This is a genomic window from Winogradskyella endarachnes (assembly GCF_009741275.1).
Taxonomy (GTDB): Bacteria; Bacteroidota; Bacteroidia; order Flavobacteriales; family Flavobacteriaceae; genus Winogradskyella; species Winogradskyella endarachnes.
This window is the reverse complement of the sequence record NZ_WOWS01000003.1, coordinates 318,645-340,553: the sequence shown is the minus strand read 5'-3', so window position 1 is coordinate 340,553 and position 21,909 is coordinate 318,645. Positions and strand designations below refer to the sequence as shown.

15 protein-coding genes and 1 tRNA gene are annotated in these 21,909 nt (G+C 32.6%); 11 read left to right on the top strand and 5 right to left on the bottom strand.

Annotation, left to right across the window (positions count from 1 at the left end):
* Positions 1-71 precede the first annotated feature (71 nt).
* From pgmB to GN138_RS09830, 3 genes are all read right to left on the bottom strand, one after another.
* Entirely contained in the window at positions 72-728 is a 657-nt protein-coding gene (gene pgmB, locus GN138_RS09840; protein WP_157363627.1) for a beta-phosphoglucomutase, read from the bottom strand.
* 5 nt (positions 729-733) lie between these two features.
* On the bottom strand, positions 734-2,089 hold the full coding sequence (locus GN138_RS09835) for an MFS transporter (RefSeq protein ID WP_157363626.1): 1,356 nt from the start codon (positions 2,087-2,089) through the stop codon (positions 734-736).
* Between the two features lie 131 nt (positions 2,090-2,220).
* On the bottom strand, positions 2,221-3,267 hold the full coding sequence (locus GN138_RS09830) for a LacI family DNA-binding transcriptional regulator (RefSeq protein ID WP_157363625.1): 1,047 nt from the start codon (positions 3,265-3,267) through the stop codon (positions 2,221-2,223).
* Positions 3,268-3,536: 269 nt separating this feature from the next.
* Here GN138_RS09830 and GN138_RS09825 point away from each other — a divergent pair, with 269 nt between their 5' ends.
* From GN138_RS09825 to GN138_RS09800, 6 genes are all read left to right on the top strand, one after another.
* Positions 3,537-6,476 (top strand): SusC/RagA family TonB-linked outer membrane protein, encoded by a 2,940-nt coding sequence (locus GN138_RS09825; protein ID WP_157363624.1) that lies wholly within the window; start codon positions 3,537-3,539, stop codon positions 6,474-6,476.
* Positions 6,477-6,487: 11 nt separating this feature from the next.
* Positions 6,488-8,062, top strand: coding sequence for a RagB/SusD family nutrient uptake outer membrane protein (locus tag GN138_RS09820; RefSeq protein ID WP_157363623.1), 1,575 nt, complete (start codon positions 6,488-6,490; stop codon positions 8,060-8,062).
* 15 nt (positions 8,063-8,077) lie between these two features.
* A complete protein-coding gene (locus tag GN138_RS09815) occupies positions 8,078-9,418 on the top strand; it encodes a SusE domain-containing protein (RefSeq protein ID WP_157363622.1) in 1,341 nt (446 codons plus the stop codon).
* Positions 9,419-9,486: 68 nt separating this feature from the next.
* Positions 9,487-12,348, top strand: coding sequence for an alpha-amylase family glycosyl hydrolase (locus GN138_RS09810; RefSeq protein ID WP_157363621.1), 2,862 nt, complete (start codon positions 9,487-9,489; stop codon positions 12,346-12,348).
* A gap of 251 nt (positions 12,349-12,599) precedes the next feature.
* Positions 12,600-13,913, top strand: coding sequence for a sugar MFS transporter (locus tag GN138_RS09805; RefSeq protein ID WP_157363620.1), 1,314 nt, complete (start codon positions 12,600-12,602; stop codon positions 13,911-13,913).
* Between the two features lie 2 nt (positions 13,914-13,915).
* Positions 13,916-14,887 carry a Gfo/Idh/MocA family protein gene (locus GN138_RS09800; protein ID WP_157363619.1) on the top strand — a complete coding sequence of 324 codons (972 nt, stop codon included), beginning with the start codon at positions 13,916-13,918 and terminating at the stop codon, positions 14,885-14,887.
* A 54-nt stretch (positions 14,888-14,941) separates the two neighbouring features.
* Here the strand turns inward: GN138_RS09800 and GN138_RS09795 are convergent.
* Positions 14,942-15,023, bottom strand: a tRNA-Leu gene (locus GN138_RS09795).
* A gap of 154 nt (positions 15,024-15,177) precedes the next feature.
* Here GN138_RS09795 and GN138_RS09790 point away from each other — a divergent pair.
* The 5 genes from GN138_RS09790 (at position 15,178) to GN138_RS09770 (ending at position 21,119) form a co-directional block, all read left to right on the top strand.
* Positions 15,178-16,566, top strand: a complete 1,389-nt coding sequence (locus tag GN138_RS09790; RefSeq protein WP_157363618.1) for a dipeptidase — start codon at positions 15,178-15,180, stop codon at positions 16,564-16,566.
* Positions 16,567-16,727: 161 nt separating this feature from the next.
* Positions 16,728-17,093: a BlaI/MecI/CopY family transcriptional regulator gene (locus GN138_RS09785; RefSeq protein ID WP_157363617.1), complete on the top strand. Its 366-nt coding sequence runs from the start codon at positions 16,728-16,730 to the stop codon at positions 17,091-17,093.
* Positions 17,094-17,095: 2 nt separating this feature from the next.
* Complete coding sequence (locus tag GN138_RS09780; protein ID WP_157363616.1) at positions 17,096-19,345, top strand: M56 family metallopeptidase; 2,250 nt, start codon at positions 17,096-17,098, stop codon at positions 19,343-19,345.
* Positions 19,346-19,502: 157 nt separating this feature from the next.
* A complete protein-coding gene (locus tag GN138_RS09775) occupies positions 19,503-20,603 on the top strand; it encodes a DUF4407 domain-containing protein (RefSeq protein ID WP_157363615.1) in 1,101 nt (366 codons plus the stop codon).
* Positions 20,604-20,645: 42 nt separating this feature from the next.
* Positions 20,646-21,119, top strand: a complete 474-nt coding sequence (locus tag GN138_RS09770; RefSeq protein ID WP_157363614.1) for a YybH family protein — start codon at positions 20,646-20,648, stop codon at positions 21,117-21,119.
* 119 nt (positions 21,120-21,238) lie between these two features.
* On the opposite strand, the gene GN138_RS16035 is transcribed toward GN138_RS09770, so the two are convergent.
* Positions 21,239-21,568: a hypothetical protein gene (locus GN138_RS16035; RefSeq protein WP_197429338.1), complete on the bottom strand. Its 330-nt coding sequence runs from the start codon at positions 21,566-21,568 to the stop codon at positions 21,239-21,241.
* Positions 21,569-21,909: the final 341 nt, after the last annotated feature.

Below are 21,909 nucleotides of genomic sequence, written 5' to 3'. Positions count from 1 at the left end.
ATTTTGTTCGGTATTATTTTTTAATATCTCTAAAGTACCTCGAAGACACAATCCAATCATTTAATTGTTTATTATTTTTCTATTAAGGATTTAATAAAATCATCTGATATTTCTGTGAAATCATTGAATACATAGTGTGCATGGCCTAAAACATCTTTACTACCAATACCAATAGAAATCATATTTGCAGTATTTGCTGCCGTAACACCAGCAACCGAATCTTCAAACACAATACAATCTTCTGGCGACATGTGTAATTCTTTGGCTGCTATTAAAAACACTTCTGGGTCTGGCTTTGCTTTGGTAACATCATTGCCATCTACAATAGCATCAAAATCTGACATAATGTTGATACGCTCTAAAATTGTTCTGGCATTTTTACTTGCCGAACCCAATGAAATAGGCTGCTTATGTGCTTTTAAAAAGTTTAAAACTCTTGGTACATCTGGTAACATTTCCCTGTCATCCATTTCTGCGATATACCCTAAATACTCTTCGTTTTTTTTAGCCATAAGGTCATCGAACAGTTCTTGAGAAATGGTTTTATTTCCCCAAGCCAGAATTTTTTCTAAAGAGCGTACTCTACTTACCCCTTTTAATTGTTCGTTTTCTTCTTCTGTAAACTCAATATCTAAACTCTTAGCTAGTTGTTGCCAGGCTAAGAAGTGATATTTTGCAGTATCTACAATGACACCATCTAAATCGAATATAAATCCTTTTTTATTCATTTTTATTACTTTTGAACAACGTCATCGACGTCTTTTACTTTTGAGACTAAGGCTGCTGCAATTAAAAAACTAACACCACTCATTACTAAAGCGTAAATAGCGTGATTATTATACGCATATTTTACAAGTGGTCCACCTATTAAGGCATTAATTATTTGAGGAATTACAATGAAAAAATTAAATATTCCCATATAAACACCCATCTTTTTTGGTGAGATAGAACCCGCTAAAATTGCATAAGGCATAGCTAATATACTTGCCCAAGCAATACCAACACCAACCATTGAAACAATTAGCCAATTTTTGTCTGGCATAATATAAATAGATAGCAATCCTAAACCTCCAATAACTAGAGATATTGCATGTGTTCGTTTTCTCCCAATGTTTTTTGCTATATAAGGTAATGCGAAGGCATAAAATGCTGAAATAAGATTATAGACTCCAAAAAGAATACCGATCCAATCACCAGCATCTTGATAAGTAGAACTACTACTATCCGTAAAAGGTAAGCCATAAATATGTTGAGCAATAGCAGGTGTTGCAAAAACCCACATGCCAAATAACCCAAACCAAGAAAAGAATTGCACCCAACTTAATTGACGCATAGTTGCAGGCATTTTTTTAAAGTCTTCAAAAATATCAAACAAGCTTGATTCTTTTTCAACAATAACGTCTGAATCCTTTGAATTTGGATTATTCTCAAAACTATTTAGCTCTTCAGGAGAATATTCTTTTGTCGTTATAACTGTCACTAAGATGGATACAATTAAAACAATTGCACCTATAATAAAGGACCAAATTAAATTTGCAGGAACAACTCCTGCCACTGTTTCGTTTGAAATTCCAAACCAGTTTGTTAAAGCATAAGGTAACCAAGACCCAATTACGGCACCAAAACCAATTAATGCTGTTTGTATACTAAAACCAGCAGTACGTTGGTCTGTTCTTAAATTATCACCTACTAATGCACGAAATGGCTCCATGGCAATATTAAACGAAGCATCCATAATCATAAGCATTCCTGCTCCAACCCATAGTGCTGGTAAAAACGCAATGAACATATCTGCTTGTGGCATTAATATTAAACCAATAGACGCTAATATAGCACCAACCAAAAAATAAGGCTTTCTTCTACCTAGTTTTCCCCAAGTTTTATCACTATAATGACCAACAATTGGCTGAACAATAAGTCCCATAAGCGGTGCAATAACCCAAAACCATGAAAGTTCATGAACATCTGCTCCGAAAATTTGAAGTATTCTGCTTGCGTTAGCATTTTGAAGGGCAAAACCCATCTGTATTCCCAGAAATCCAAAACTCATGTTCCAGATTTGCCAGAAACTTAATTTACGCTTTTCCATTAAATAGTATATTAAAATTAATACTATTCTGATAAGCTTAACTTATCAAAACTTATTTATGAGAAGTGAAAATATAAGTTTTGATTATTGCACAAAGATATAAAAGATTTTAATACAACAATGATAAATTTCTATTTGGTAGAATCTCGCTCTACTAATTCGGTATTAATTACCACGGTTTGAAATTGTTCTTCTTCAGTTTCAAATTCTTTTTCAATTTTATCAATTAACAAATCTGCAGCGCGTTCTCCCATTAACTGTGCGTGCTGACTAACTGTAGTTAAACTAGGTGTTGAATGCTTAGACAATACACCATCTGTAAAACCAATAACCTGTATATCGTTTGGTACATTTAATCCCATTCTTCTTGCTACTTTCATAGCGGATAATGCGTAGAGTTCATTTACTGCAAATACAGCATCTATCTCTTTATGAGCCATAAAAAGTTGCTCAATTTCTCCTTCTAATTTCTCTAAATGTACCTCATAATCTAGGGTATCATCCATTTTTAGAATTAACTCTGCCTGAGGTGTAATTTTATTTTCTTCTAAGGCCTGCAAATACCCTTGTGTTCTTAATCTACCAACACTAACATAGTCTCTAGTGGTAATAAGCGCTATATGTTTGCATTTATTAGATATTAATTTTTGTACGGCGTTTTTAGCGCCATTAAAATCATCAACAATAACTTTATCACATTTAATTTCAGACACTACTCTATCAAACATAACAATAGGCATACCTTGATTCATAGTCTCGTTATAATGATGATAATCTTGTTGTTGTAACGTTTCTTTAGACATGGAAAGAATAAACCCATCTATACTGCCATTAGCAAGCATTTCCATATTAATGACTTCTTTAGAAAAAGACTCGTTAGACAAACCAATTATTACATTATACCCTCTGTTATTAGCCACCAATTCTACACCTCTAATAACCTTAGAAAAGAAATGATGAACAATCTCTGGTATTATAATCCCAATTGTATTAGTTTTTTTATTTTTTAAACTAAGTGCAATATTATTTGGTCTATAATTATACAATTTAGCAAAAGCTTGCACTTTTTGAATAGTATCTGCACTAATTTCCTTGCTATTTTTTAAAGCTTTTGATACGGTAGAAATAGATACATCTAATTCTCTTGCTATTTGCTTTAAAGTGATTTTTTTTCTCATTTTATCTTAAAATTTGAAACAAATTTGGAACGTAAATTCTTATTAAAAATTATTGATATCCTAAAATTAATTCTAAAAAGTAAAAATCCTTTATTTTTTCCATTATTTTCTTAATAATATCATTTTTATTTAAAAGTTTTTAACACGCAAACGTTTTCGTGACTTTCGTCATAATAATTAACATAACAATCCTATTAAATTTACATAGATTTAACCCGAGAAGTGAAAATATAATTAAATAAACTAAGTAATTAACTTAATAACTCTTTATGAAAACAGTTTTAAATGCTTTACTATTCTGTCTCATTTTGCTTCCTGCAACTTTGATGGCGCAATCTACTGCGACAGGTACAGTTACAGATAAAGCAAATGCGATGCCTTTACCAGGCGTAAATGTTATAATTAAAGGTACTACCAGAGGAACCTCAACAGATTTTGATGGTAAATATTCAATAGAGATTAATAAAGGTGAAGTCCTAGTCTTCTCTTATGTAGGTTATACTACACAAGAAATTATTTTTGATGGACAATCCCCAATTAATGTTGCTATTGAAGAAGATGCTTCACAATTAGATGAAGTAGTATTAATTGGTTATGGATCTGTAAAGAAGGAAGACTTAACAGGTACTGTTGATCTTGTAACTGAAAAGGATTTTAACGATGGACCAATTGTCTCTGCTCAACAACTTATTAGTGGTAAAATTGCAGGTGTCTCTGTAACCTCTAGTAGTGGAGCGCCAGGAGAAGGTCAGGATATTAGAATTAGAGGAACGGGATCTCTAAGTCTAAATAGTTCACCGCTATATGTTATAGATGGTGTGCCAATTGATAGTGATGGTGTTGGCGGAACGCGTAACCCTTTAAATTTAATTAACCCAAACGATATTGAAAGTATCACAGTTTTAAAAGACGCATCAGCAGCAGCTATTTATGGTTCTCGAGGTGCTAATGGTGTAATTATAGTTACAACCAAAAAAGGTAAAAACAGAGAATTTACATTTAACCTTAGTTCGTCAACAACTGTTCAAACTTACACAAATACTGTAGATGTATTAAATGCAGATCAATTTAGAGATATCATTACATTAGACTCTAATTACGATGCTACTACATCAAGCCTTTTAGGATCTTCTAATACAAATTGGCAAGATGAAATTTATACAGATGCATTTGGTCAAGATCATAGTTTTAGTGCTAGAGGAAATGCATTTGGCGTACCAATGAGAGCATCTGTTTCTTACTCTAATTTCGATGGTATTTTAAAAGGTGATAATTTTGAACGTATTACTGGTGCTTTAAGTTTTACACCACAATTATTAGATGAGCATTTAAAAGTAGAATTAAATGCAAAAGCTAGTTATACTGAAAATGATTTTGCGAACCGAGATGCTATAGGAAGCGCCATTGTTTATGACCCAACACAATCAGTTTATGACAGTTCTTCTCCTTTTGGAGGCTATTCTGGCTGGTTAATTGAAAATGCTAGTGCACCACTTGGTTATACACAAATTTCATTATCTCCAACAAACCCAGTGGCTTTATTAAACTTGGTTGATGATACAGCTGAAGTTAGACGTTTTTTAGGAAATGCTAAATTCGATTATAAATTACCATTTTTTGAGGATATTACAGCAACAGTTAATGTTGGTTTAGATAAATCTAATAGTCATGGCAGAACCATTACTTCTCAATATTTATCATCTTCAGACATAGACTGGAATGGTTCTTATACTAAATATACTCAAGAAGCGACTAACAAATTATTTGATGCTTATTTAACATATACGCACTCATTTAAAGATATTCACAACGTAAATGCAGTAGCAGGTTACTCATACCAATCATTTGAGTACGACAATTACAGTTTTGATAGTGAAGATCAAGAAGATGGTAATCAGTTTGAATTTATAGACAAATCTAAAAATGTATTATTATCTTATTTTGGACGTTTAAATTATGATTACGATGGTCGATACCTTTTAACAGCAAGTTTAAGAGCTGATGCATCATCTAAATTAAATCCGGATGATCGTTGGGGATATTTTCCTTCTTTAGCTTTAGCTTGGAATATTACCAATGAAAATTTCATGGATAATTCTTTCTTTAGCAACTTAAAATTAAGGTTTGGATATGGTGAAATTGGAAACGTTAATGGTTTAGGTGATTACTTATTCTTAACGCGTTATACTGGTAGTACAGATACTGCAGGTTATCAATTTGGCACAGGTTTCTATCAAACGTATAGACCAGAAGCCGTAAATGACAACTTAAAATGGGAAGTGGGTAGAACAATAAACTTAGGTTTAGATTTTAGTCTATTTAACAATCGCGTATCTGGTTTATTTAATGCTTATATTAGAAAAACTGAAGATCTAATAGCAACATCAACAGTAGATCCATTTACTAACTTCTCAAATACTATTCAAGCCAATATAGGTGATATGGAAAACAGAGGTTTAGAATTTGCATTAAATGTAATCCCAGTTAAAACTGAAGATTTCCAATGGAATATTAGTTATAATGTAGCTTTTAATGACAATGAAGTAACAAACCTACCTGATGACCAACCGACAGGAGGAATTTCTACAGGTACTGGAAACAATGTTCAAGTTAACCGCGAAGGTGAATCACCATACAGTTTTTACGTATACAAACAAATTTACGATGTTAATGGCAAACCAATTGAAGGTGCTTTTGCAGATTTAAATGGTGATAATGTTATTAATGATGATGATAAATACCTCTATAAAGATGCTTTAGCAGATGTTACAATGGGTATAAACACTGATTTTAGATATAAAAATTGGGACTTAGCAGTTGTAACTAGAGCTAGTATTGGTAATTACGTATATAACGATGTTAATGCCTCTAAAGGTATATTAAGTAATGTAGTACCCACTACAAACAACTATTTAAGCAATATTGTATCTGACTATTACAATACCGGATTTGTTAACATTGAAGAAACTAATGCCTTAAGTGATCACTTTGTAGAAGATGGTTCTTTCTTTAGAATAGATAATATAACGTTAGGTTATAATGCAAATGAAATTTTAAAAGGTATCAATGCAAGATTTTACGGCTCTTTACAAAATGTAGCTTTATTTACAGATTACAGTGGCATTGACCCTGAAATTACTGGTGGTATCGATAACAATTTTTATCCTAGACCAAGATCTTTTGTATTAGGTGTTAATTTTGATTTTTAAAAAAGAAAACAATGAAAAATATATTAAAAAATATAATCCTTCCACTAACTGTAATACTATTTGCGGTTAGTTGCCACGATGACTTGGATCAATCTCCAATTGACCCAGATAGTTTTACAGAAGAAGATGTTTTTGCAAATGCAGAAGAAGCCAAAAGCGCACTTGCAAAAGTATATGCAAGTTTAGCTCTCACTGGGCAAGAAGGTCCTGCTGGACAACCTGATTTATCAAATATAGATGAAGGTTTCTCTCAATTTACTAGAATGTTATTTAATCTCAACGAGCTTACCACAGACAATGCAGTAGTTGCATGGGGTGATGCAGGCTTGCAAGATTTACACGGTATGTACTGGACAGCAAGTAACGATTTTACAGATGCCATGTATAACCGATTAGCACAAACAGTATCATTTGCAAACTCTTTTATAGAAAATGCGTCAAATTTAAGCGATGCTGTTGTTACAGAATACATTGCAGAAGCAAGATTTATAAGAGCTTATTCTTACTACAACCTAATTGATTTATATGGAGATGTTCCTTTAGTTACTCAAATAGCAACAACCTTACCTTCTCAAAGTACCAGACAAGAGGTTTTTAACTTTATAGAATCAGAATTATTAGACATTCAAAATAGTCTTGCTAGTAGCGGTTCTAATGAATATGGTCGTGTAGATGAAGTAGCAGCTTGGGCATTATTATCAAAATTATACTTAAATGCAGAAGTATGGACAGAAACTTCAAGATACAATGAAGCTGTAACCTATTCGGAAGCTGTAATTAGTTCTTCTTACAGTATTAATACAACAGACGTTAACGGAAATGGTTCTGCATATGACGAGCTATTTTTAGCTGATAATGATACCAATGGAGCTCAAAACGAATTTATTTTTACTGCAAATTTCGATGGTCTCAACAGCCAAACCTATGGCGGATCAACATTTTTAGTACATGCTGCTATAGGCGGAAGTATGGATGCTAGCGCTTATGGAGTAAATGGTGGCTGGGCAGGCAACAGAACCACTAGTGCTTTAGTTAACAAAATGGGCTCAGGAGATTCGCGCGCTATGTTTTATACAGATGGTCAAAGCTTAGAAATTTCAGATATAACTTCTTTTACAGATGGTTATGCTATTACAAAATTCTCTAATCTTACGTCTCAAGGTGTTCAAGGTGTAGATGCATCTGGAAATTTTGCAGATACAGATTTACCATTAATAAGACTAGCCGAAATTTATCTTAATTATGCAGAAGCAACTCTTAGAGGTGGAGGCGGAAGCAGTACTACAGCTGTAAGTTTAATAAATGAACTTAGAGAAAGAGCTTATGGCGACACTTCTGGTAATATTACAGAGGCTGATTTAACATTAGACTTTGTATTGGATGAAAGAGCAAGAGAACTTTATTGGGAAGGGCAACGAAGAACAGATTTAGTAAGATACAATTATTTTACTACCAATAGTTATCTATGGCCTTTTAAAGGAAACTCTGCAAACGGAACCTCTGTTTCAGATTTTAGAAACTTATTTCCGATTCCTTCAAATACCCTTCTTTCTAATCCTAATTTAACGCAAAATACAGGCTATTAATAAAACTAAATAAACATGAAAAATATTATAAAAACATTCGCAATTTCGTTTATGCTATTATTGAGTTTTTCTTCTTGTGATACAGATGATGATTTAATCTTTACTGCTGTTCCTCAAGGTGATTTCGAATTCAACAATACATTCCTTTCAGAATATATTTTACCAGCAGAATCTACAACTAACAATAATATTGGAGCGATTTTCTCTTTTAATGAAGCAGATTTTGATGTACAAACAAATGTATCTTACGAGTTACAATCTTCAATTCTAGGTGATTTTACAGATGCAACAGAGGTTTCTACATTATCTAATGCTAATAACCAAATAGAAGTATCTATTGGTACTTTAAAATCACTGGCTGAGGATTATGGTATAGAAGCACCAGCTTCAGGAGTACTAAATTTTAGAGTTAGAGCTTTTCCTGGTGACACCTCTTCTACTACAGAAATGTTTACAGCTACACAGCAACTCAATGTTACTTTATTAGAAGAAACTACAGGTGGTGGTTCTGGTATTGAACTAGCTACTTGGGGTGTAGTAGGTTCTGGTTACAATAATTGGGGAAGTGCAGGCCCAGATGGGCAATTCTACACGACGTCTGAAACAGATGTTTATGTAGCTTATGTATCATTAATTGATGGTGAAATTAAATTTAGAGAAAACAACGAATGGACTAGTGATTTAGGTGATAATGATGCTGACGGGACCGTCGAAGCAGGTGGCGCAAACATTGCCGTATCTGCAGGTAATTATAAAATAACATTAAATACTGCAGCAGCAACTTACACCATTGAAGAATTTTCTTGGGGTGTTGTAGGTTCTGGATATAATGATTGGGGTGCTACACCAGATGCAAAATTCTATTATGACTATACTACTGACACTTTTAAAGTAGGGGTTCAATTAGTTGATGGTGAAATTAAATTTAGACAAAATAATGAATGGACCACTGATTTTGGTGATACTGGTGCAGACGGAACTTTAGATGCTGGTGGAGATAATATTTTAGTTACTGCCGGACATTATGAAATTACTTTAGATTTTAATGCAAGTACTTACACTATTGAAGCTGCAAATGTTTGGGGAATTGTAGGTTCAGGATTTAATGATTGGGGTGCCACAACAGATTTTGCCTTAACACAAGTTCAACCAGATATTTATTATGGTGATATTGTAACCCTATTAGATGGCGAAATTAAATTTAGAGTAAATAACGATTGGGCATCAGATTTTGGTGATACTGGTGCAGACGGGACATTAGATGCAGGAGGAGATAATATCGCTGTTACAGCAGGCTTATACAGAGTACAAATGGATGTTGCTAATGGTACATATTCATTATACCAAATTCAATAAATAAGATTAACCCCTTATAACCTAAAAGGGCTGATTTTTATCAGCCCTTTTTTTAAACACAAAAACTTATGAAAAAAATTTACTTAGCACTTTTATGTGTAAGTGTATCGTTATTTGCTTTCGCACAAGTTACAATCGCACCAAATCCTTTTGAAATAGATGAAAGCATAACAATCACCTTAGATATAAATAGTAGCGACACAGATTGTAACGGCTTTAGTAATCCTTCAAAGGTATACATGCATTCTGGTGTAGGCGATGGATCTAATGCTTTTGGTATAAGCGTTGTTGGAAATTGGGGACAAGATGATGGCATAGGAGAAATGACTAATCAAGGCGCCGGAATTTATAGTATTACAATAACACCAGAAACTTATTATAGTTTAACAACAACAGAAGCTAGCAATGTTATACAAATGGGAATGGTTTTTAGAAATGAAGATGGCTCCCAAGAACTAAAAGCAAGTGGTTGTAGTGATTTTATTTTTGAAGTAGGTACGTTTCAAGTTACATTATCTAGCCCTTCAAATGATACAACTATTCTAAATTCTGGAGAAGATTTAACCATTTCAGCTACAAATATTGGTGGAAATGCAAGTTATACACTTACGGCAAATGGCAACATAATAGACACAAATATCTCAACCAATAGCTATAGTTTTACAGACACCAACATAACAACTAATAAAAACTATGTCTTAACCGCAGAGCTAAATGGTACTTCCATAACAAAATCATTTAATGTTCTCGTAGATCCAGGTACAAATATTGCAATAATGCCAACTAATTATGAAGACGGAATTACATACATAGATGATAATACAGCAATTTTAGTATTATATGCTACCGGAAAAGATTTTGTATACGTTGCTGGAAGTTTTAACAATTGGCAACCAGACACAACTTATGCCATGCAAAAAGACCCAACTAGAAACAATAAATTCTGGATTGAATTAACAGGTCTTACACCAGGACAAATAGAAACCTACCAATATTGGATTGTAGATAAAACACCACTTACCAATTCTCCGTCATTAGTAAAAACTGCAGACCCTTATTCTACTTTAGTGTTATCACCTTATGATGACCCTTATATTTCTGCTACAACCTACCCTAACTTACCTACATATCCTACAGGTCAAGAACGAGAGGTTACTGTTTTAGAAACTGGACAAACCGATTATAACTGGCAAGTAACTAACTTCAATAAACCTAAAAAAGAAGATTTAGTCATTTATGAAGTTTTAATAAGAGATTTTGATGCTAACCGAAACTATCAAGATATTATAGACAGAATCAACTATTTTAAAAACCTTAACATTAATGCCATTCAGTTAATGCCAATAATGGAATTTGAAGGCAACGAAAGTTGGGGCTACAATACATCATTTCATATGGCATTAGACAAATACTATGGTACTAAAGATAAGTTTAAAGAATTAGTAGATGTTTGCCATCAAAACGGAATTGCTGTAATATTAGATATAGCATTTAATCATGCATTTGGAAGAAATCCAATGGTAAGAATGTGGATGAATGATCCAGATGGTGATGGTTGGGGCACTCCAAGTTCTGAAAATCCATATTTTAACGAAGTAGCATTACATAGTTATAGTGTAGGAGAAGATTTTGACCATTCTAATCCTAGAACCCAAGATTTTGTAAAACGTACGGTAGACTATTGGATAAATGAATTTAACATTGATGGATTCCGTTGGGATTTAACCAAAGGATTTACACAAAATTGTACATCTAGCGACGAAAACTGTACTAATAGCTACCAGCAAGATCGTGTAGATATCTTAAAAGCTTATGCTGATTATTCTTGGTCTTTAGATGCTGACCATTATGTTATTTTTGAACATTTAGGTTCTGATACAGAAGAGAAAGAATGGGCTAATTATCGCTTAGATGAAGGCTTAGGCGTAATGATGTGGGGAAAAATGACAGACCCTTACAATGAGTTAACCATGGGACAAAATGGCGATAAAAACATTGATAGAATTGGCCATAATGCGCATACTGGTTTTAATGGGCCACGAGTGGTTGGTTACCCAGAAAGTCATGATGAGGAACGTCTAATGTATAAAAACATTGCTTATGGTAATACGAGTAACGCTTCTCATAATGTTCAAGAATTAAATGTGGCATTATCCAGAATGTCAGCCTTAGGAGCTGTTTCTGCCATGGTACCTGGTCCAAAAATGATTTGGCACTTTGGTGAACTCGGTATGGATAATTCAATTTTCACTTGTAACGATGGAAGTTATAACAACGATGGCTGTAAGTTAGATACAAAGCCACAACCACAATGGACAGAAAACTGGTTGTCTGAGGCTTTAAGGGCTCAAATTTATGAAGACTGGTCAAAGCTACACAAGTTAAAAATAGAAGAAGCTGTCTTTGAAGGTGATTACACTATTTCATCTGGTGATTATACACCTAGAATAGATGTATTTGATAGTGCTATACCAAGTACAGAATTAAATTATGTTATAATTCTTGCAAATTTTGATGTAACTACCCAAACTATAAACACTAATTTTCCAAGTGGGATTGCATCAACTTGGTACGATTTAATGGATCCAACAGGAAATACAACTATAGCAAATTCTACAACTACAATTTCTATTCCTGCTGGTCAATTTAGAATTCTAGGAAATCAGTCTTCGGACGCATTAAGTGTTCAAAATGAAACATTAACAGGGTTTAGTTTATATCCTAATCCAACGGAAACAGCGTTTCATATTAATACGAATGTTTCAAATGTTGAAATTTATGACTTAACTGGCAAGTTAGTTAAAGCATTCAACGGCAATTTTACTAATACTGACAGCTTCAATATTTCCACATTAAATTCTGGTATATATATGGTGAAAGTTCAAAATGAAAATGACCAAATGTTAACTTCAAAATTGATTAAACAATAATTAATAGAGTGTTTGTTTTATTAAAAAGGAGTTTCTTGTGATGGAAGCTCCTTTTTGCTTTTTCAAACTGCTTTGCTCTGAGTACTTAAGAAATAGTTGCCAAATTATAAACAAGCATGTATTTATGCTAGCAGATTTCTATTTCAAACACTAAAGTTAATATATTTGTTACAACAGCATTCTATATAATCAGTTGGTAGTTCAACCAATGTAAATAGAATTCTAAATAAAAAACAACTAACCTTAAGCTTATGAGCACGAGTGTAAAACCTCAAAACAACGTAATCCCAATTCTTATTATTGCAGGACTCTTCTTTATTTTTGGTTTTGTAACTTGGATAAATGGCGCACTCATTCCGTTTATGAAAACCATTAACGAGCTCACAGATGCCCAATCTTATTTAGTAGCATCAGCATCTTATATTTCATTTGTGGTAATGGCTTTACCTGCATCTTATATATTAAATAAAATTGGTTATAGAAAAGGTATGTCGCTTGGTTTATTTATTATGGCCATAGGTGCATTGGTATTTATTCCGGCAGCTGAAGCAAGAACTTACTGGGTATTTTTAACTGGTATTTTTATTCAAGGTTTAGGCATGACTATTTTACAAACAGCTTCTAATCCATATATCACTATTTTAGGACCTATTGAAAGTGGGGCAAAACGTATTGCTATTATGGGAATAGCCAACAAAGTAGCAGGTGCATTAGGTTCTATAATTTTTGGCGCCATTCTTCTTTCTGGTATTGATGCCGTAAAAGAACAAGTTGCAATGGCTTCAGAATCTGAAAAGGCTGCACTTTTAGATACTATGGCAGATAGTGTTTTTATACCTTATATAATTATGGCTTCTGTCTTAATTATTTTAGCAATTTTAATTAGAAAAGCACCTTTACCACATGTTGAACCAACAGAAGACGAAACTACAATAGAAAATAGTTCTGCTAACAAAACCATATTTCAATTTCCACATTTGTGGCTAGGTGTAATTGCACTGTTTGTTTATGTTGGAGCAGAAGTAATAGCTGGTGATACTATTATTGCTTATGGAATTTCGTTAGGTTTCACAGGTGAAGAAGCGAAATATTTTACAACGTATACATTGCTAGCCATGGTAGCAACTTATGCTTTAGGTGTATTTTTAATACCTAAATACATTAATCAAAAAACAGCTTTAGTTGCAAGTGCTGTTTTAGGTATTGTATTTAGTGTTCTCATTTTATCTACTACAGGATTTATATCAGTTTTATTTGTCGCAGCTTTAGGAATTGCCAACGCTTTAGTTTGGCCTGCTATTTGGCCACTATCTATTGATGGTTTAGGTAAACATACTAAAACAGCTTCGGCATTATTAATTATGGCCATTTCTGGAGGTGCTATTATTCCACCACTTTACGGAAAAATTGTAGACAACAACAAATTAGAACTTATTTCCTCTGGACTTAATGAAACAGAAGCATTAGCAACAGCATCAACTCAAAGTTATTGGATATTAATACCATGTTACGCGATTATATTATTTTTTGCAATTTGGGGACATAAAATAAAAAGTAAATCATAAACATGAAAACATATCATTGGGGAATTATTGGTTGTGGCAAGGTAACAGAAGTTAAAAGCGGACCAGCATATCAAAAAACAGAAGGTTTTGAGTTAACAGCTGTAATGAGAAGAGATGCTGAAAAAGCAGAGGATTATGCTAAGAGGCACAATGTTCCGAAATTTTACAGTGATGCAGACCAACTAATTAATAACCCTGAAATTGATGCCATCTATATTGCCACACCACCAGACACACATACCTTTTATGCTTTAAAAGTTGCTAAAGCAGGTAAAATTTGTTGCATTGAAAAACCTATGGCACCTACACACCATGACTGTTTGACTATTAATGCGGCATTTAAAGCTAAAAACCTGCCACTGTTTGTAGCGTATTACAGACGTTCACTACCAAGATTTGATAAAATTAAATCTTGGATTGATGCTGATAGTATTGGAGAAATAAGACATATAAATTGGATTTTAACCAAACCAGCCAATGCCATTGACACGTCTAAAGCTTACAACTGGCGCACAGATGCAAAAATTGCACCTGCAGGTTATTTTGATGACTTAGCTTCTCATGGCTTAGATTTATTTGCTTACTTGTTAGGAGATATTTCTAAAGCAATTGGTATAGCAACCAACCAACAAGGCTTGTATTCTGCAAAAGATGCTGTTACTGCTAATTGGCTCCATCATTCAGGTATTACTGGTACTGGAAGTTGGAATTTTGGAACAGAAAAAAGAGAGGATAATGTAGAAATCTTTGGAAGTAAAGGAAAGATTAAATTTTCAGTATTTAATGAGCAACCTATTGTTTTAGAAAATGGGGAAAAACATAAAAGTTTAGTCATTGAACATCCCAAAAACATTCAATTATATCATGTTCAAAATATAAAAAAGCATTTAGAAAGTGAATTTATTCATCCTTCAACCGGAGAAACAGCTGCAAAAACAGCTTGGGTAATGGACCAAATATTAAAAGCAGATTAAATACAATTCTTTATAAAGCAAAAAGCTAACTTTTACAAGTTAGCTTTTTCTTTGTACAGGCGGAGAGACTCGAACTCTCACACCTCGCGGCACTAGATCCTAAGTCTAGCGTGTCTACCAATTCCACCACGCCTGCAACTTTCCAATAATTATTGGGTTGCAAATATAAACAATAGTTTGAATATACAAATAAGATTTTTTTAAGAATTATTAATCATTTCTTAAAGTTACGTTCTAACCAAAATATTCCTGTTTAAATTCATATTTTTGATATAAATCAAACCTAATTTATGCAATCCATAAAAACTTATATTCAAGACAATAAAGACCGCTTTTTAAATGAGCTTATAGATTTATTAAAAATCCCTTCAATTAGTGCAGATTCTGCTTACAAAGGTGATGTTTTAAAAACGGCAGATGCCATTAAAATAAGTCTAGAAAAAGCAGGATGTGATCATGTAGAAATATGTGAAACCGAAGGCTATCCTATTGTATATGGCGAAAAAATAATTGACAAAAATTTACCTACAGTTTTAGTTTATGGTCATTATGATGTGCAACCGCCAGATCCATTAGATTTATGGAACTCTCCTCCTTTTGAGCCTGTTATTCAAAAAACAGACTTACATCCAGAAGGTGCCATTTTTGCTAGAGGCGCTTGTGATGATAAAGGCCAAATGTATATGCATGTTAAAGCTTTAGAATACATGACCTCTAATAACGAATTACCTTGTAACGTAAAATTTATGATTGAAGGTGAAGAGGAAGTTGGTAGTGTAAATCTAGCTAAATTTGTTTCTGCCAATAGAGAAAAACTAACTAACGATGTTATTTTAATTTCTGACACTGGCATGATTGCTAAAGATGTACCTTCAATTACTACAGGCTTAAGGGGTTTAAGTTATGTTGAAGTAGAAATCACTGGTCCAAACAGAGATTTACATTCTGGTTTATATGGTGGTGCAGTAGCCAACCCAATAAATATTTTAACTAAAATGATTGCCTCGCTTCATGACGAGAATAACCATATCACCATTCCTGGATTTTATGATAAAGTAGAAAACTTATCTGATACTGAACGCGCAGAAATGGCAAAAGCACCTTTTTCATTAGAAGCTTATAAAAAATCATTAGATATAAATGCCGTTTATGGCGAAGAAGGCTATACAACAAATGAGCGAAATTCTATAAGGCCTACTTTAGATGTTAACGGAATTTGGGGAGGTTACACAGGTGAAGGTGCAAAAACAGTTATTGCAAGTAAGGCTTATGCTAAAATTTCTATGCGTTTGGTACCCAACCAAGATTGGGAAGAAATCACAGACTTGTTTAAAACTCATTTTGAAAGTATTGCTCCTGAAGCTGTAACTGTAAAAGTAACACCGCATCATGGCGGACAAGGCTATGTTACGCCTATTGATAGCGTTGGTTATAGAGCAGCTTCTAAAGCTTACGAAGAGACCTTTGGGAAAACACCAATTCCACAACGTAGTGGAGGAAGTATTCCTATTGTATCACTTTTTGAAAAAGAGCTAAAAAGTAAAACTATTTTAATGGGCTTTGGTTTAGATAGTGATGCCATTCACTCTCCAAACGAGCATTTTGGAGTATGGAATTACCTTAAAGGTATCGAGACTATCCCTTGGTTTTATAAGTATTTCACAGAATCTTTTAAATAAATTAAGGCTAGGTTGAGCGCAGTTGCAACCTACTGTTAATAACAACAAACATCAAATCCGTTCTTAGTGAGCGGATTTTTTTTATCCCTTTTTTTACTCTACACTTGTAGAATAAAAATATATATTCTACATTTGTAGAGTTAATTCTAAAAACGTAGAGCATGGAACTGTCAAAAACCGAAGAACAATTAATGCAACATCTCTGGAAGCTTGAAAAAGCTTTTATGAAAGATCTACTTGAGCTTTACCCAGAACCAAAACCTGCAACTACCACTGTTGCTACGCTACTAAAACGAATGATTGGTAAAGGTTTTATAGATTATAAAACTTATGGAAAATCTAGAGAGTATTTTCCTTTAGTAAAAAAAGAAGATTATTTCTCTAAACACGTTAATGGCCTAATTAAAACTTTCTTTAATGATAGTGCCTCTCAGTTTGCATCATTTTTTACGCGTAAAACAGATTTAACAAAAGAAGAATTAGAGGCATTAAAAAAAATCATTGATACAGAAATTAAAAACAAGTAATTATGGAAATGTATCTTTTAAAATTTTCGGCTTGCTTAGCAGTATTTTGGTTGGCATATATTTTATTTCTAGAACGCCAGAACATGCATTTGTTTAAGCGATTTTATTTATTAGCTGCCTTTTTTATTGCATTAATAATTCCGACTTTAACAATAACAGAATATATAGAACCTGTTGTAACAGATTTTGAAACCGCTCCAATATTTATTCCAACAGAGTTTATGGAATTAGCACCTGCAAACAAAACTTCTATTTTTACTTTAGTAAATATATTATGGTTTTTTTATGGTGTAGGCGTACTACTATTTGCAATACGATTTATAGTCAATCTTTTAAAAATGCATCGTCGTATTTCTAAAAACAAGCAAATTTCTAAACCTTCTTTTATTTATATTTTACTTAATGAAGACTTAATTCCTCATTCATTCTTTAGATATATATTTTTTAATAAAGAGCGTTATGAAACAGAATCTATTCCTGCTGAAGTTTTGCTTCACGAAGAAACACACGCCAAGCAATTGCACAGTATAGATATTATAGTATTAGAGTTATTGCAAATAGTATTTTGGTTTCATCCACTAGTCTACATACTCAAACACCACGTAAAACTAAATCACGAATTTTTAGCTGACCAAGCTGTTTTAAAACAAGGCTCAGATGCTAAAGTTTATCAAAATATTTTATTACAATTTTCATCTAACACTCAAGACTTATCAATGTCGAGTGCTATTAATTATTCATCCATCAAAAAACGATTTACAGTTATGAAAACACAAACATCAAAAACCAGAATGTGGTTAAGTACAATTTTAGTACTGCCATTAATTGCCATTTTATTTTACAGTTTTGCAGGAAGAGAATATGTTGAAAATAAAAAAAATGAACCTGTAGCTACCATTAAAAAAGAATTACATGAAGCCAATAATCTTAACATGACTTACGCGAATGCTGCTTCTGAAAAACTCATGCAAGAATATCGAGATTTTATAAAAGAGTATTCTGAAACTAATACTATTTTCTATTCAAAATATGAACGAGCAGTTATAATATATGACCAATTAATGTCGGATGAGCAACGTGCTTCGGTAAAAAAATATCCAACACGGTTAATACCACAACCTAATCTTTCCAAGACACAACCAAGGCAACCTTCAGTATCTCAATATGAAGCTTTTAAAAATGCAAATCAATATGCCATTTGGATTGACGGTAAACACGTATCAAATTCTGTATTAAATGAATATTCAGTAAATGATTTTGTACATGTAACTGGCTCAATAGTTCATAAAAATGCCCGAAGCACAAAGTTTCCTCAAGCGAATCAATATCATTTATATACCAAAGATGGTTTTAAATCGACCTATAAAAACTCGCAATTAAATCGCTATAACAAAGCTGTTACAAAATACTCAAATGCAATTTTTAACTACTTACAAGATAATCAAATTGACAATTCTGAACTTAAAATTTTAAAAGCTCAAGCTGATAAAATTTACAATTCGTTTACTAATAAAGAGTTGGAAGAACATAAAATTTTACCTGTTCCTCCTATCCCTACTAAGAACTTTAATCGCCCCTCACAACAAAAAGCAACACCAAAACAAATAGCAGAATACAATGCTTGGGCTAAAAAAATAAACGCAAGTAAAAATAAAATTATTAAGCTCAAAGAATTAAATAAGTATACTCACATCTATAATATAATGAGTACCGAGCAGAAGAAAGTATCTGAAGCTTTTCCTGAGATTCCACCTGCTCCACCGAAAAGCCCTTCATTCTTAGAATATATAGAAGACATGGAAAAACAAGGCGCAACCTTCTACTTAGATGGTAAAAAAATCTCAGCAGAAAAAGCTAAATATATTGCTAAGACCAATAAAGGTAAAAGCACAGAAATGTTAACTCAGAAGGATAAGAATGGAAAATATATTGTAAAACTAAGTACACCTGTTAAAAACAAAAAAGATAACCCTCTTCCTATTGTCAATGGAAAAACTATAACATCTGGAGAAATGACTATGACATTTACAGAACTAAAAAAGTTAACCCTTACTTTACCAGAGGGAGAAATAACTGCTTTTAAACTTAAAATTCCTGGGATTAAAACGGAACAAATAAAAGGCAACAAAATTACCCAAATCACTTTAAAACATTTAGAATCTGCTCAACTTGGCGATTATATAACCATCTTTGATATTAAAGACGGTAAAGGCTCAAAATTTTCACCACTCGCTATAGAAATTGTAGAATAGATAGATTTAAAGTATACATATCATAAGCCTTAATGTTATAAAACAGCATTAAGGCTTTTATTTTCAATTAAAAGTGTAACAAAACCAAATATTTAGCGTTCTTATAAGTAATCAATCAATCTGAATTATCAGGTCAATCAAAAAAATCGAACGCTTTATGTTAAAACAATTCTTTATACTCTGCTCTGGCGCTGACACCGATATTTTAAACGACTGTTCCGTTGGTGAACAAAACAAATATGCTGGTATTGGAGCCACTGTTTTCTTCACAGCTGTTATGGCTACCATTGCAGCAAGTTATGCATTATACACTGTTTTTGACAACCTTTATTCTTCCATTTTCTTTGGCTTAGTTTGGGGTTTACTCATTTTTAATCTAGATCGCTATATTGTATCAACCATAAAAAAACGAGATAGTATTATTGACGAAATTCTTCAAGCCACACCAAGAATTTTCTTGGCTGTGATAATTGCAATTGTCATTTCAAAACCATTAGAATTAAAGATTTTTGAAAAAGAAATAAATCAAGTTTTATTAGAGCAAAAGAATGATTTAACCTTAGCAAATCAAAATCAAATTGCAGAACAATTCAATCCTAAAATTGATGAATTAAATAAGCAAATCTTAGACTTGCAGTCTCAAATAAATACAAAGGAAACCGAAGTCAACGCCTTATACAATACGTACATTTCTGAAGCAGAAGGAACTGCTGGATCTAAACTTTTAGGGAAAGGACCAGTTTACAAAGAAAAACGCGATAAACATGATGCGGCTTTGGCTGAGTTACAACAGTTAAAAACGGATAATAAAGCTAAAATTACAACGTTAGAAGACGAAATTTTAGAGTTACAAAATAACTTCAATACTAACGTAGCCTCTTCTCAACCCATTATTGATAATTTTGATGGTTTAATGGCACGTATTACAGCTTTGGGAGAATTACCTTGGTTGCCTTCATTCTTTATATTTCTTTTGTTTTTAGCTATAGAAACCTCACCAATAATTGCAAAACTTTTAGCTTCTAAAGGTGAATACGACTATAAATTACAAGACCAAGAAACCACCATTAAAACATGGACTTTACAAAAAGTTGCAGAACGAGAATTACTCTTAAAAACCGATAACGATATAAATAATAAAGTTTATACTGAAATTGCAGATGAAGAAGACGTAATAAACTACAAACGAAAAAAAGCAAAAGAATTAATGCAACTCCAAGCGGATGCTTTTTTGAATAAACAAAAAGGGATTCTTTAATAATTAGTTGTTACTTTTAGATTGAATTAAAACTTCAATCTTATGAAACGCTTTATTCTTCTATTATCTGTATTATTTGCTGTTAGTTGTGTAAGCATAAAAACAGATGTAACAACAAAAAATGATACAACTAAAACAAACGACACTAAAGCACAAGCCGAAGCTGGTATAAGGCTAGTGATGCAAGCCCAAGAAATAGCTTGGAATAACCATGACTTAGAAGGTTTTATGGAAGGCTATTGGAGAAGTGATGAATTAAAATTTTACGGCAGTAGAGGATTAACAAAAGGCTGGAACAAAACTTTACAGAATTACAAAAAAAGTTATCCTACTTCTGCAGAAAGTGGAACACTAAAATTTGTAATTAATGACATCTCTAAAATTGAAGGCGATAATTATTGGGTAATGGGCGAATACCATTTAAGTCGCCAAGTAGGTGATGCCAATGGTGTTTTTATGATCATCTTTAAAAAGATTAATGGTAGTTGGAAAATTGTTGCAGATATGTCTTGTTAAATACAAAAATCTCGTCTTGTAGAAACATTAGCTATTATAAACGAATAAAGTGAATCCGAAACATTCATCTATCACCACAAATGTTTAAGAAACACTTTATAACTAATTTTATTATACTTTTATGCAACTGCAATATTACTTGCAACAATACCTCTATTTTCTGAAGTTTTTTGCTGTGGTGTATTGGTTTTAAAATGTTGGTATAACTCTTTACAACCTAAACCTGTAATAGATAATGATTTTGATTTTGTAATAGACTCATTATGTAATTTAGCCAAAGCCATTACACCTGCTCTATCAATACTTTCTACGCCTTCAATGTCTAATAACACTTCATCTAATTTTTCAAAGATATTAGCAAAGTAGAGATTAAAAGTCTTCAAATTTACTTTATTTAAAGTGCCCTTTATTTGATAACGATTATTGAATTTTGTTATTTCCAAATCCATAATAAATAATTTTTAAGCGTTTATACTAATTGTGGCTATTAATCAGTAAAATGGTATTATAGTGATAGAGGGTTAACTTCAATATCTACCTATTATTTTGATCTTAAGGAATTAATCGATGAACCGTATTTAGATAGGATAATTAGAAACAAGATGTATATTTTTCCGATAAAATACGTTAAAAAAATTATATGTAATTGTAAGAAAAAACTAAGACATATATTACTAAGTCTTCAGCTTTAATATATGAGCTTTTAAATCCACTGGTTTGTGAATAATTTTAGTAAAAACGAGAACTTTTTCTTAGAAGTTGTGTTGATAATATTAGTTGTTTTTCAAAT